Annotated in this window: 9 protein-coding genes; 4 read left to right on the forward strand and 5 right to left on the reverse strand. The window is 73.4% G+C overall.

Translation table 11 applies throughout. The features are described 5' to 3' along the window. Window positions 1-19: 19 nt before the first annotated feature. Window positions 20-253, reverse strand: coding sequence for an Lrp/AsnC ligand binding domain-containing protein (locus ACIRQH_RS31225; protein WP_358816230.1), 234 nt, complete (start codon window positions 251-253; stop codon window positions 20-22). 206 nt (window positions 254-459) lie between these two features. Between ACIRQH_RS31225 and ACIRQH_RS31230 the strand changes: the two genes are divergently transcribed. Beyond that, the gene (locus tag ACIRQH_RS31230) at window positions 460-1,425 is read left to right on the forward strand and encodes a thiamine-phosphate kinase (RefSeq protein WP_358816231.1); all 966 of its coding nucleotides are present in this window, start codon (window positions 460-462) and stop codon (window positions 1,423-1,425) included. 190 nt (window positions 1,426-1,615) lie between these two features. On the opposite strand, the gene rpmB is transcribed toward ACIRQH_RS31230, so the two are convergent. After that, window positions 1,616-1,801: a 50S ribosomal protein L28 gene (gene rpmB / locus ACIRQH_RS31235; protein WP_358816232.1), complete on the reverse strand. Its 186-nt coding sequence runs from the start codon at window positions 1,799-1,801 to the stop codon at window positions 1,616-1,618. Between the two features lie 258 nt (window positions 1,802-2,059). On the opposite strand from rpmB, the gene ACIRQH_RS31240 reads away from it, so the two are divergent. Next, window positions 2,060-3,751 (forward strand): DAK2 domain-containing protein, encoded by a 1,692-nt coding sequence (locus ACIRQH_RS31240; RefSeq protein WP_358816233.1) that lies wholly within the window; start codon window positions 2,060-2,062, stop codon window positions 3,749-3,751. 27 nt (window positions 3,752-3,778) lie between these two features. Here the strand turns inward: ACIRQH_RS31240 and ACIRQH_RS31245 are convergent, their stop codons facing one another. Further along, window positions 3,779-4,708 (reverse strand): DMT family transporter, encoded by a 930-nt coding sequence (locus ACIRQH_RS31245; RefSeq protein WP_388869877.1) that lies wholly within the window; start codon window positions 4,706-4,708, stop codon window positions 3,779-3,781. A gap of 86 nt (window positions 4,709-4,794) precedes the next feature. Here ACIRQH_RS31245 and ACIRQH_RS31250 point away from each other — a divergent pair, with 86 nt between their 5' ends. Continuing rightward, window positions 4,795-5,787, forward strand: a complete 993-nt coding sequence (locus ACIRQH_RS31250) for a LysR family transcriptional regulator (protein ID WP_404228014.1) — start codon at window positions 4,795-4,797, stop codon at window positions 5,785-5,787. Between the two features lie 213 nt (window positions 5,788-6,000). Here ACIRQH_RS31250 and ACIRQH_RS31255 read toward each other — a convergent pair whose 3' ends face one another. Further along, window positions 6,001-9,066, reverse strand: coding sequence for a tetratricopeptide repeat protein (locus tag ACIRQH_RS31255; protein WP_404228016.1), 3,066 nt, complete (start codon window positions 9,064-9,066; stop codon window positions 6,001-6,003). Beyond that, window positions 9,063-10,901, reverse strand: coding sequence for an HSP90 family protein (locus ACIRQH_RS31260; RefSeq protein ID WP_358816236.1), 1,839 nt, complete (start codon window positions 10,899-10,901; stop codon window positions 9,063-9,065). The genes ACIRQH_RS31255 and ACIRQH_RS31260 overlap by 4 nt, the downstream gene beginning before the upstream one ends. Before the next feature lie 163 nt (window positions 10,902-11,064). Here ACIRQH_RS31260 and recG point away from each other — a divergent pair, with 163 nt between their 5' ends. Further along, window positions 11,065-13,281, forward strand: a complete 2,217-nt coding sequence (gene recG / locus ACIRQH_RS31265) for an ATP-dependent DNA helicase RecG (RefSeq protein ID WP_358816237.1) — start codon at window positions 11,065-11,067, stop codon at window positions 13,279-13,281. Window positions 13,282-13,308 lie beyond the last annotated feature (27 nt).

The raw sequence follows: 13,308 nt of genomic DNA on the forward strand, positions 1-13,308 counted from the left end.
GGCCAAGGGTAGACGGGGGCTAGAGGTGAACGACCGGGCAGGTCAGGGTGCGGGTGATGCCGTCCACTTGCTGGACCTTGGCGACCACCATGCGGCCGAGATCGTCCACGGTCTCGGCCTGGGCCCGCACGATCACGTCGTACGGTCCTGTCACGTCCTCGGCCTGGATCACCCCCGAAATCTTGCTGATCGTCTCGGCGACGGTCGACGCTTTGCCGACCTCCGTCTGGATCAGGATGTACGCCTGTACCACGGAACCTCCAGGGCGGCCACGAGGATCATGTGGGGAAAAGGAACGCCACGGTATCGCGTTGCCGCTCGCCACGGGGAGACCCGCGGTGACTGGGGCTTGCGCGCCGGGGTGCAGGGACGGCACAAGTTGACGGTCAACTCGACCGTACCGAGTACGGACACCGCTCGCGACCGGGCACGAGCAGCGACAGAGGGAGCACGACGATCATGAAGGGCACCGTGGGCGAGTTGGGGGAGTTCGGGCTCATCCGAGAGCTCACCTCGCGTCTCACCACCACCCCGGCGGTCCGGGTCGGCCCCGGCGACGACGCCGCGGTGGTGGCAGCGCCGGACCGCAGGGTCGTGGCGAGCACCGACATCCTCCTGGAGGGACGGCACTTCCGCCGCGACTGGTCCACGGCGTACGACGTCGGCCGCAAGGCCGCCGCGCAGAACCTCGCGGACATCGCCGCGATGGGCGCCGTGCCGACCGCGCTGCTGCTCGGCCTGGTCGTGCCCGCCGAACTCCCGGCCACCTGGCCCTCCGAGCTGATGGACGGGCTGCGCGACGAGTGCCAGGTCGCGGGGGCGGCCGTGGTCGGCGGCGATGTCGTACGGGGCGACACCATCACCGTCGCGATCACCGCGCTCGGCGATCTGCGCAATCACGAGCCGGTCACCCGGGGCGGCGCCCAGCCCGGTGACGTCGTGGCCGTGACGGGCTGGCTGGGCTGGTCCGCGGCCGGCTTCGCGGTGCTCTCCCGAGGGTTCCGCTCGCCGCGCGCCTTCGTGGAGGCCCACCGCCGCCCCGAACCGCCGTACCACGCGGGCCCCGCCGCCGCCGGACTCGGCGCGACCTCGATGACGGACGTGAGCGACGGACTGATCGCGGACCTCGGGCACATCGCCGAGGCGAGCAAGGTGCGCATCGACATCCGCTCCGGGGACATCGACGTGCCGTCGCAGATGAACGACATCGGGCAGGCCGTCGGCGTCGACCCCATCCAGTGGGTGCTGAGCGGCGGAGAGGACCACGCGATCGTCGCGACGTTCCCGCCGGACGTGAAGCTGCCCGCGCGCTGGAAGGTGATCGGCGAGGTCCTCAACCCGTCGGCGCTTCCCCAGGTCACCGTGGACGGAGCCCCCTGGACGAGCAAGGGCGGCTGGGACCACTTCGGGGACATCGAGTCCTGAGAGCGGCCGCGGAGCCCGGTGCGGTGTGCGCCCGAGGGCGTGCGCCGCGCTTCCGCGTACCCGGACGTACGGCGTAGGACGACCCCGGGATGCCGGGTGCCGCCCGTCCCCGGACAGCAAAAAACCCGCCCACCGGAAGGTGGACGGGTTCAGTGCAAGCGAACCAGCAGTGGCCGCGCGCTAGCGGTTGTCAGCGCGTGACCTTGCCGGCCTTGATGCACGAGGTGCAAGCGTTCACGCGCTTCGGCGTCCCGCTCACAACGGTACGGACGCGCTGGATGTTGGGATTCCAGCGACGGGACGTACGACGGTGCGAGTGCGAGATGCTGTTGCCGAAGCTCGGCCCCTTGCCGCAGACATCGCAGTTGGCAGCCACGGGTCACTCCAAAGACTTCAGATGCACTTACGGTTGATCCCTGCATGCCGGAATCAAGATCTAGGATCTGAGTGGCGGTGCCAGGGGGGTGGCCCGAGTGGATCGGGCAACTGGAGCAGCATACAACGACTGCGTCCGGAGAACGAAACTACCATGGCCCGGCCGACCTCCCGCCCACCCCTCACAGGGCCCCCTACCGGCAGTAACCCTTGCTGGGTCTACGCTGCGACCCACGTCCAGCCGCTCAAGGAGGCGCAGGTGCCGCAGGGACCGCAGACATTCGATGCTCTGGCGGTGCGTACCTGGTGCGGGCTCGCGCTGGAGGCCCTCGGCCGCGCGCGCGAGGAGATCGACGCGATCAACGTCTACCCGGTGGCCGACGGGGACACCGGCACCAACCTGTACCTGACGGTGGAGTCGGCGGCCGCCGCGGTCGAGGCGGTGTTCGCGGGCCACGCGATGGCCGCCGCGTCGGCGCCCCCGCCCCTCGCCGACGCCGTACGGGCGATGGCGCACGGAGCCCTGATCGGTGCCCGGGGCAACTCCGGGACCATCCTCGCTCAGCTGCTGCGGGGCATGGCACAGGTCCTCGCGGCCGACAGCGAGAGCGCCCACACCGACGGCCCGGGACTGCGTCTGGCCCTGCGGCACGCGGCCGAGTCGGCGCGCCAGGCCGTCGCCCACCCCGTGGAGGGAACCGTCCTCACCGTCGCGACGGCCGCCGCCGACGCGGCCTCCGACGCCGAGGGGGACTGCGGCAGCGTGGCGCGGGCCGCCTACGAGGGAGCGCGCGTCGCGCTGGCCGCGACGACCGGGCAGCTGGCCGTGCTGGAGCGGGCCGGAGTGGTCGACGCGGGCGGGCGGGGTCTGGTGGCGCTCCTGTCGGCGCTGGTGCAGACGTTCACGGGAGAGGCGCCGAGGCAGGCCGCCGGGGCCGCCGCCCTCCCTCCGCACGCCGACGGGAAGCCGGACGGCCCGGACGGCACCGAGGCCGAGGCCTGCGGTGACGGAGCGGCCGGGGAGAGCGGTCCCGCCTTCGAGGTGATCTACCTCCTGGAGGCACAGGACGCCGCCGTGGACCGGCTGCGCGAGCGGCTCGACGGACTCGGCGACTCCCTCGTGGTGGTCGGCGGCGACGGACTGTGGAACGTCCACGTGCACGTGGACGACGCCGGTGCCGCCGTCGAGGCGGGCGTCGAGGCGGGGCGCCCCCACCGCATCCGCATCACCCATTTCGGCCTCGGAGACGTCCACGCCGGGGGAGCGGGACGTCCGCCCAGGGAACGGGCGCAGCGCGCCGTCGTGGCCGTCGTACCCGGTGAGGGCCTGGCCGGGCTGTACGCGGAGGCCGGGGCGACGACCGTGCTGGCCCGGCCCGGGGAGCCGCCCGCCAGCGGCGAACTCGTCCAGGCCGTACGACGGGCCCACGCGCTCGAAGTGGTGCTGCTGCCCAACGACGCCGACCTGCGCCACACCGCCGCGGCCGCCGCCGAACAGGCCCGCACCGAGGGTGTCCGGGTGGCGCTCATCCCCACCCGCTCCGCCGTGCAGGGCATCGCGGCACTCGCCGTGCACGAGCCGGAGCGCCGTTTCGACGAGGACGTCGTCGCCATGACCTCGGCCGCGGGTGCCACCCGCTACGCCGAAGTCGCGGTCGCCGAACGGCAGTCCTGGACCATGGCCGGGATCTGCCAGGCCGGGGACGTGCTCGGCCTCATCGACGGCGATGTCGCCGTCATCGGCGCCGACGTCACGACCACGGCGGAGACCGTCCTCGACCGCATGCTCGCCGCCGGCGGCGAAATGGTCACCCTGGTTCTCGGCGACGAGACCCCCGACGCCGTCGCCACCCGCCTCGAAGCCCGGGTGCGGGAGGCCTACCTGGCCGTGGACACCGTGGTGTACCGGGGAGGGCGGCAGGGCGCGCTGCTGCTCATCGGGGTCGAGTAGCCGGCCTCGGGACAGCTGCAGGACCGGTCACGCGGCCGTGGGTTCCGTCGTCCTCGGGCGGGGGACCTCCGACGGCGTGGCGGCTCTGAAGGCGCGTTCGACGGCCTGCCCCCAGTAGGTTCCGGCGAGCATCAGCACGGCACCGAGAGCGGTGAGCACGGTGAGGTGTTCGCCGCCCAGCCCGATGCCGACGGCGACGGCCCACACCGGCTCCGTGCCCAGCAGCAGACTGGCCCGGCTGGCGGAGCTGCGTTGTACCGCCCAGGTTTGGGCGAGGAACGCGAACACACTGCAGAACAGGGCGAGATAGAGCAACTGCGCCCAGCCCGCCGCGCCGACCCCGCCGAGCCGCGGCAGACTGCCCGCGACGGGCACCAGGAACAGGACAGTGCCGACGACCGTCTGAACGGCCGTGATCTGCAAGGGCCTTACCGGCCGACGGGCGGTGAGCCGTCCCACGAGGGCCACGTGAGCGGCCCGGACCAGCGCGGCGGCGAGCATCAACAGGTCGCCGACACGCGGCTCGTGGAAGCCGTTGCCCGACACCAGGAGCCCGACGGCCAGGAGACACAGGCCGGTCGCGGCGAAGTAGCGCGGGGGCAGTCCCGCAGCCCCGGCCGAACGGTCGAGGAACGGGGTGAGCACCACGGTGAGGCTGATGATCAGGCCCGCGTTCGCCGCGCTGGTGTGGGCGACACCGTACGTCTCCAGAACCAGGATCGCGGCCTGTGTGACCCCCAGCACCGAACCGAGCCGCAGCTCGTCCCGTGTGCAGCGGCCCGCCCCTTTCCCGAGGGCGACGACGAGGAGACAGGCGGCGGCCGAGATGCCGTAGCGCGCGAACAGGACGAGCAGGACGGGGAGCGCCGAGGTGGCGGTCTTCGCGGCCAGATAGCTGGAACCCCAGACGGCGGCGACAAGGAGGAGCACTGCGTCAGTGCTGCGGACTCGGGACACGCCCTCACGCTCCCGCAGGCTGACGCTGAAGCACAGAGTCACCTTCTTCAAAGACCTTGAAGCATCACTACAACTACAATGCCCGGATGAACGAGCGGCAGCTGCGGATCCTGCGCGAACTCGGGGAGCTGGGCAGTGTCACCGCCGTGGCCGAGGCGCTGCTGATGACCCCCTCGGCCATCTCCCAGCACCTGCGGCTGCTGCAGCGCGCGATGCCGGTTCCGCTCACCGAACGGGACGGACGGCGGCTGGTGCTCACGGACGCGGGGCGTGCGCTGGCCGGTGCGGCGATCGAGGTGGAGACCGCCCTGGCCCGGGCCCGGCACACCGTCGACGACTTCGTGGACGAGCCGGCCGGCCAGGTGTCGGTGGCGGCCTTCCACAGCGCCGCCTCCACGTTCTTCCCGGTGCTGCTGCGGGGCCGGACCCCCGGTGCGCCGCGGCTCTCGCTCGCCGACGAGGACGTCGCCCAGGACCAGTTCCCCCGGCTCACGCGCGACTACGACCTGGTCCTCGCCCACCATCTCGGCCAGGCACCGCCCTGGCCGCGCACGGTCACCACGACGACCCTGCTGCGTGAACCGCTCGACGTCGCGCTGCCGGCCGACGATCCCCTGGCCCGCCGGGAGCACCTCACCCCGGAGGACGTCGCGGACCGCCCCTGGATCACCGTGCACGACGGCTTCCCGCTGATGGCCACCATCGAGGCCATCGCGACCGCCGCGAACCGGCGGCTCGACATCGTCCACCGCATCAACGAGTTCGCGGTCGTCGCGGAGACGGTCGCCGCGGGCGGCGGGCTCGCCCTGATGCCCCGCTGGACCACCCGCCCGCATCCCGCCCTGGTCCTGCGGCCCCTCGCCGGCGTCCACGCGGTACGGCGTATCGACGTCCTCCACCGCCCCGAACGCGCGGCCCGCAAGGCCGTACGGACCGTGCTCGACGAACTCCGCAACGCGGCGGAGACGATCCGGGAGGGCGACACCGGGGTCAGCGGGGCCACCGGGCAGGCGACGGGCCCGGCGGCCGGACCCCACCCCGAGGGACGCACCCCGGGGGCGGAGGGCGCGGGGTCCTGAGACCGGCCGGCTGTGTGTCCGGCACGGAGCCGTCGAGGCCGGACATCGGGGCGGCGCTCCGGGCCGTCCCGTCCGTCCCGTCCGTCCCGTCCGTCCCGTCCGTCCCGTCCGTCCCGTCCGGACGGCGTCCGCAGGGACGACGGGACAGCGCCGACGTGGGGCCGCCCCGCGCAGGGCGGTCCCGCGCGGGACCGGCGTCGGCGGCCATCCGGCTCAGGCCTTCTCCGGCCTCTCCATGAGTTCCAGTATCCGTTCGGCCTCCGTGCGGCGAGCCTCGGCGGTGTCTCCGTCCAGGCGGGGGCAGGCGTCGAGCACCGCCCGCGCGCGGGCCGCCGCGGCCCCGCGTCGGCCCAGGTCCGCCTCCAGCCGGCCGGCCGCCAGTTCGGCGCCGGTACGGACGTCGAGCACGTCGTCCCCGAGAGAGGCGAACACGGCGATGGCGCGGGCGAGATGACCGAGCGACTCCTCGAACGCGGCCCGCGCGAGGTCCTCTTCCGCGTCGTCCTGGACGGAGCGGGCCACCAGGTCGCCGAACTGGCGGTGCGTGTGGCCGAGTTCGGCGACCGTCCCGCGCCGCACGTCCTCGGCCTCTCGCGCCTCCTCGGTGTCCGCTCCGGGACCGGGCGCCGCACCCGGTGAGCCGGCCGCCTCCGCCGCGGACGCGCACTCGCGCAACGCCGCCACCATCAACTCCCGTGCGCCGTCCAGGTTTTCGCCGGTCCGGGCCGCAGACCACGCGCGCGCCCGGAGCGACCGGACCAGCCCGTTCACGTTGCCCAGCCCGCGCCACAGGTCGCCGGCCCGGGCATACGCCCGGTCCGCCTCGGCGGTCAGCCCGGCGCGTCCGAGGGCCTCGGCGGCGAGATGCGCGAGCATCGCGTGGTCCCGCTGCTCGGGCCAGTGCCGGGCGATGTCCGCGGCCCGCAGCCAGTGCTCGGCCGCCCCGCGGTGCTCGCCCAGCTCGGTCAGGCAGTCGCCGAGCCACCAGCGCGTCTGCACGATCGCGCCGTCGCCGTGCATCTCGCCCGTCAGATCGGGCAGCGCCGACTCCAGGATCTCGGCGGCCTCCGCCCACCGCTCCTGACGGAGCAGGAACCCCCCGAGCTGGTGACGCGCCCAGGCACCGAGCGTGCCGGCCTCACCCGCCTCGTCGGCCCAGTGCGCCGCCTCCAGGGCGTGCTCCGCGGCGGGGCCCACCTGCCCCGTCGCCGCCAGGATCTCCGCCAGCCGCAGCTGCAGCTGGGCCTGGCCGGCCGGCTCCAGGTGGGAGCCACCGTGCTCCAGGGCGGCCCGCGCCGACCGCACCGCCAGCTCCGGGTCGCCCAGGTGCAGGGCGATCCCGGCGAGCCGGGAGTCGTACTCGACCGCGAACCACGGCAGCCCGGCCGCCACGAACCCGTCGACGGCCAGCGTGAGCGACGCGGCCGCCGCCTCCCCGTCCCCGGCGCGCGCCGCCAGCTCCCCGAGCATCGCGTGGGCCTCCGCGCCGCGCGAAGCCACGGCCACGTCATCGGCGCCGTGCGGCGCCACCAGGGCCAGCAGCTCCCGCGCGGCCGCCTCCGCGACGGCCAGGACGTCGTCCTGCGGACCAGGGCCGCCGGGCGGGGCGCTCTCCTGCGCCGACTCCGCCTCCTCCACCCGGTGCATCAGCGTCCGCGCCCGGCCCACCAGCACCGACGCCGTCTGCGCCACCCCGGTGCCGCCCTCCGCGAAGAGGGCGAGGACCTGCTCGCGCAGCTCGGCGCCGGTGGCCAGGGACTCCTCGGAGCCGCCGGTCAACGCCCGGACGTACGCGGCACGGGAGCGCGCAGCCAGCGCCTCGCCGGGGTCACCCGCCTCGGCGTACAGCTCTGCCGCCCGCAGGAACAGGTCGGTGCCCTGAGGACCCTGGCCCATCGCAGCGTGATCGGCGATCGCCGCACGGTCGTGGACGTCCAGCTCCCGCCCCTCGGCGGCCCGCGAGACCGCCGCCCACGCCTCCACGGCGTCCGGACTCCGGCGCGCGGCCAGTCCCCGGGCCTCGGCGAGCAGGGCGTCCAGACCGGCCGTCGCGCGTCCGCCGGGTGCCGCGTCCCCGCCGCTCCCGGCGGACGGCGTGGCACCCTCGGCGCCCTGCGGGGGAGTGTGCGCCGCGGTCGGCGCCTGCTGTCCGGCGCGGGCGGAACGCACGGACCGAACGCCCAGCGGCAGCCGGTCGACGAGCACCGGCCGGTCCATCCGCGCGCCGGCCCGCTCACTCACGTACGACGTGCCGTTGCGGGCGTCGAAACGCCCGGCCAGCGCGAGCGCCTCCCCGCGCGCGTGCACGGCGAGTTCCGCCGCCGTCCACACCTGTCCGGCAGGCCCGGGAACCGTCCGCTCCCCGAGACCCAGAGCGGTCAGGCGGCCCATCAGGAGCGCCACCACCGCCATGAATTCCAGCTTGCTGCGTGGGTCCCCGGAGTCCGTGAAGTAGGCCGGACGCTCCGCGAGGAGCTCCAGGGCGCGCGCCTCGTTGCCGGTGACGGCACAGAACTCCACATGGTCGGCGTACGCGCCCCGCATGCTCTCCATGGCGCGCACCAGCCGGAAGCCCCGCAGATGGTGGGCGCGCGCCTCCTCGACCCGCCCGAGACGCAGCAGCGGCAACAGGGACGACGCGAGCACCGTGTGCGGCTCGTGGGCACAGCTGTACTCGCCCTCCAGGACCGGCGCCCACAACTCCAGCGCCTCCCCGTCGGCGCCGCGCACCGACTGCCACCACCCCTGCCCGTGCAGCTCGCACGCGTGGCAGTCGGCCATCGCGTCGCGGTCGGCGGCGAGCCACGCACCGTACGCACGCTCGGCGCGCGCCAGGTCGCCCAGGTGCGCGGCGACACTGAACTCGGCGCTGCGCACCGCCCGTTCGGAGTGGCCGGCGAGGCGGTAGCGGTGCTCCATCTCGCCGAGCCACTTCTCTATGGAGGCGAGCGGGACGTGCGGCTGGTCGAGCATGCCCGACGACATCCACTTGAAGACCCAGTGCAGGGAGTGGATCTCGTACTCGTCGAAGTCCTCCGGACGCTCGTCCCACATGCGCAGCAGGCGCGCGAAGGGCACGAACATCTTGCCCTTCTCCGAGCTGTAGTTGTAGACCTTCAGTTGGTGTCCGAGCGCCTCGATCACGGCGAGCGGGATGCCCAGCTTCTCGGCCTCCACGAGCAGGTGCTCCGCGCGCGCGTTGCGGCCGGGTCCCTCCGGCTGACCGTAGTTGTCCGCCATCGCCCGGCGCAGCGTGTCGAAGTCCATGGCCGGGTTCATCGGCGGTCGTCCTTTCCGGGGTCGGTGTGCGTGGCCCACTCCAGGAGGCCGATGAAGGCGCGGTTCAGGAGCGCGGAGTCCGCCGGCCGCAACGGGCGCTGGGCCATCAGCAGGGCCTGCCCGTAGAGCGACTCCGTGGCGGTGCCGATGAGGTCCGGCTCGGCGAGCGAACTGATACGCCGGATCAGCGGGTTGAGATGGTTGAGGACCAGCCGCGCGCGCGGGGCGCTGCCCCGCAGCGAGCCGAGGATGCCCGCCCACAGGTCGTCGGCCTGCTCCTCGGCGTCCGCGCGGGCCTGCTCGTGCCGGGCCGCCCGGTCGTCCAGGTGCAGGGCGGGCACCGACAGCGGATGGAAGGCCCGCAGGACGACGTCGCAGCCCAGCGGGTCGAGCCGGGCCCGCGCGGCCGCCAGGAACGCCGACAGCGCCAGCTCCTCGGCCGGGTCCACCGCGTCCAGGTGCGCGGTCACGGTGTCCGCGTCCAGCTCCGAGACGACCGTGCCCGGACGCACCGACGGCAGCGCCTCGACCAGCTCGCTGTCGTACGTGTAACCGCCGTTGACGACCCCGACGCCCTGCGCGGAGGCGATCGGCGCGACCTGGCGGTACTCCTCCACCGTCCGGGTGAAGTGCACCACCGGGTGCCGCTGCGCGAACTCCTCCAGGGACAGCCGTCCATCGGTCGTCTCGAACGGCAGCCACGGCAGCATCGTGCGCAGCATCTCCGGGTCGTGCCGCGCCAGCGACTTCACCCCCAGGTGGTGCACCGAGAGGAACGCGGCCAGCCGCTCCGGATCGCCCGCCGCGAGCCCGGTCAGCCAGGACCGGATGCGCTCGCCGAGCGCCTCCCGTACGGCCGCGAGCGTCTCGTCCTCGTACAGCGACTCGCGCGACGCGGTGGGCCGCAGGCTGTCCGTGTCGAGGACGCAGCGCACGAAGAACGCCCAGTCGGGCAGCAGCTGTTCGGCCCGCTCGGTGAGCAGCATGCCCTTCAGGTGCACCCGGTGACTCGCCCGCTGGGCGGGGCTGACCGCCGACGGCAGCACATAGGCCACACCCCGGATCCCGGCGAGCGGCACGTCCAGGTCGATCGAGTCCAGCGGAGTGAACCCGAACAGGTCGTGACAGTGCCGGGCCAGTGCCACCCGGCGCGTGGCGGGGCTCGGATAGGAGCGGTCCCAGGGCGCGGGGAGATCCGCGATCGCCTCGTCGCCCACCCGCACGTCGTACGGCAGCAGCGCCCCGAAGTCCCGCGCCAGCGACCTGACCCGCTCGGGGCTCAGCCACTCACCGGCCCCGGCGCGCGCCACCAGGTGCACGGTGGTGCCCGGTTCGGGGCGCGCGGAGTGCGGCAGGGTGCGCACGGTGTACGAGCCGTCGTCGGCCGCCGTCCACTCGACCGGCGCCGCGTCGGGCGTCCGCGCGCTGCGGCTGACCACCCGGATGCGCTCGGCCACGACGAAGCAGGCGAGCAGCCCGATCCCGAACTGGCCGAGGAAGTCCGAACGGGCCGACTCCAGGCCGTCGTCGCGCTTGGAGCTGCGGCCGATTGTCGCGAGCAGACTGTGCACGTCGGACTCCGTGAGCCCGATGCCCGAGTCCTCCACGCGCAGGGTGCCGCCCTCGGCGTGCAACCGCACCGTGGCGGGCGCGTCCGGCTGCTCGGCGCGCCGCGCGGTGATCGCGTCCACCGCGTTCTGCAGCAGCTCGCGCAGATAGACCTTGGGGCTGGAGTACAGGTGATGGGAGAGCAGGTCGACCAGACCGCGCAGGTCCACCTGGAACGTGTGAGGTGACGGGGAGGCCGGAGAGGGCTGTGAGGTCTGGGAGTCCATCGTCGCTGCGCCGGTGGGGGGACGTGCGACGGCGCGGGGTCGGGCGGTCCCGGGGGACGGTGACCGCGAAGAGGGCCGGAGCGCGTCATCCTAGGCCCGGAACGAGCCGTCTGACCAGCGGATTTCCAGGACGTATACGGCAATGTCAGTGGTGTGGTGTGCAATGGATCTCGTGCCCGTGCTCGATGAACCACTGAAAAAGGCGCTCGGTGCCGCCACCGCGAAGGTGATGGCCGAGCACCTCGGCCTGCACACCGTCGGCGATCTGCTGCACCACTACCCGCGCAGATACGAGGAGCGGGGGCAGCTCACCCACCTCGCCGATCTGCCGCTGGACGAGCACGTCACCGTGGTCGCCCAGGTCGCCGACGCGCGCCTGCACACCTTCGCCTCCTCCAAGGCGCCCCGCGGCAAGGGCCAGCGCCTCGAAGTCACCATCACGGACGGCAGTGGCCGCCTCCAGCTGGTGTTCTTCGGGCACGGCGTGCACAAGCCCCACAAGGAGTTGCTGCCCGGCACCCGCGCGATGTTCTCCGGCAAGGTCTCCGTCTTCAACCGCCGCCTCCAGCTCGCCCACCCGGCGTTCGAACTGCTGACCGGGGACGGCGACGAGGCCGAGGAGAGTGTCGACAGCTGGGCCGGCGCCCTCATCCCGATCTACCCGGCCACCGCCAAGCTGGAGTCCTGGAAGATCGCCAAGTCCGTGCAGACCGTCCTCCCGAGCGCCCAGGAGGCCGTCGACCCCCTCCCGGACTCCCTGCGCGACGGCCGCGGCCTGGTGGCCCTTCCCGAGGCCCTCCTCAAGATCCACCGCCCACACACCAAGGCGGACGTCGACGACGCCCGCGCCCGTCTCAAGTGGGACGAGGCGTTCGTCCTCCAGGTCGCCCTCGCCCGCCGCCGCCACGCCGACGCCCAACTCCCCGCCGTCGCCCGCGTCCCCGCACCGGACGGCCTGCTCACCGCCTTCGACGCCAAGCTCCCCTTCACCCTCACCGAAGGCCAGCAGAAGGTGTCCAAGGAGATCTTCGACGGCCTCGCCACCGAACACCCGATGCACCGGCTGCTTCAGGGGGAGGTGGGTAGCGGCAAGACAATGGTGGCCCTGCGCGCCATGCTCGCCGTCGTCGACGCCGGGGGGCAGGCCGCGATGCTCGCGCCCACCGAGGTGCTCGCGCAGCAGCATCACCGGTCGGTCACCGAGATGATGGCGGAGCTGGCCGAGGGCGGCATGCTGGGCGGGGCCGAGCACTCGACGAAGGTCGTGCTGCTCACCGGCTCCATGGGGACGGCCGGCCGCCGGCAGGCGCTGCTGGACCTGGTCACCGGCGAGGCCGGCATCGTCATCGGCACGCACGCCCTGATCGAGGACAAGGTCCAGTTCCACGACCTGGGCCTGGTCGTGGTCGACGAACAGCACCGCTTCGGTGTCGAGCAGCGCGACGCCCTGCGCGGCAAGGGGAAGCAGCCCCCGCACCTTCTGGTCATGACCGCCACCCCCATCCCGCGCACGGTCGCGATGACGGTCTTCGGCGACCTGGAGACCTCCGTCCTCGACCAGCTGCCCGCAGGCCGTTCCCCGATCGCCAGCCATGTCGTCCCCGCCGCCGACAAGCCGCACTTCCTCGCCCGCGCGTGGGAGCGCGTGCGCGAGGAAGTGGAGAACGGCCATCAGGCGTACGTCGTCTGCCCCCGCATCGGTGACGAGGACGACGACCCGAAGAAGAGCAAGAAGAAGGCCTCGCCCGAGGACGACGCGGAGAAGCGTCCGCCGCTGGCCGTCCTGGACATCGCCGCCCAGCTCGCCAAGGGCCCCCTCCAGGGGCTCCGGATCGAGGTCCTGCACGGCCGGATGCACCCCGACGACAAGGACGCCGTGATGCGCCGCTTCGCCGCCGGCGAGACGGACGTCCTCGTCGCGACGACGGTCATCGAGGTCGGGGTGAACGTACCGAACGCCACCGCCATGGTGATCATGGACGCCGACCGCTTCGGTGTCTCGCAGCTCCACCAGCTGCGGGGCCGCGTCGGCCGCGGCTCGGCGGCCGGGCTGTGCCTGCTCGTCTCCGAGATGCCCGAGGCGACCCCGGCCCGCCAGCGGCTGAACGCGGTGGCCTCCACGCTGGACGGCTTCGAACTCTCGCGCATCGACCTCGAACAGCGCCGCGAGGGCGACGTCCTCGGCCAGGCCCAGTCCGGCGTCCGCTCCTCCCTGCGCATGCTCGCCGTCATCGACGACGAGGAGATCATCGCGGAGGCCCGCGAGGAGGCCACCGCGGTCGTCGCCGCGGACCCCGAGCTGACCGGCCTGCCCGGCCTGCGCACCGCTCTGGACGCCCTGCTCGACGAGGAACGCGAGCAGTACCTGGACAAGGGCTGAGCCGCGGTGACCGGCCGTCGGCTGAGA

Source organism: Streptomyces sp. NPDC102279, from assembly GCF_044766365.1.
GTDB lineage: Bacteria > Actinomycetota > Actinomycetes > Streptomycetales > Streptomycetaceae > Streptomyces.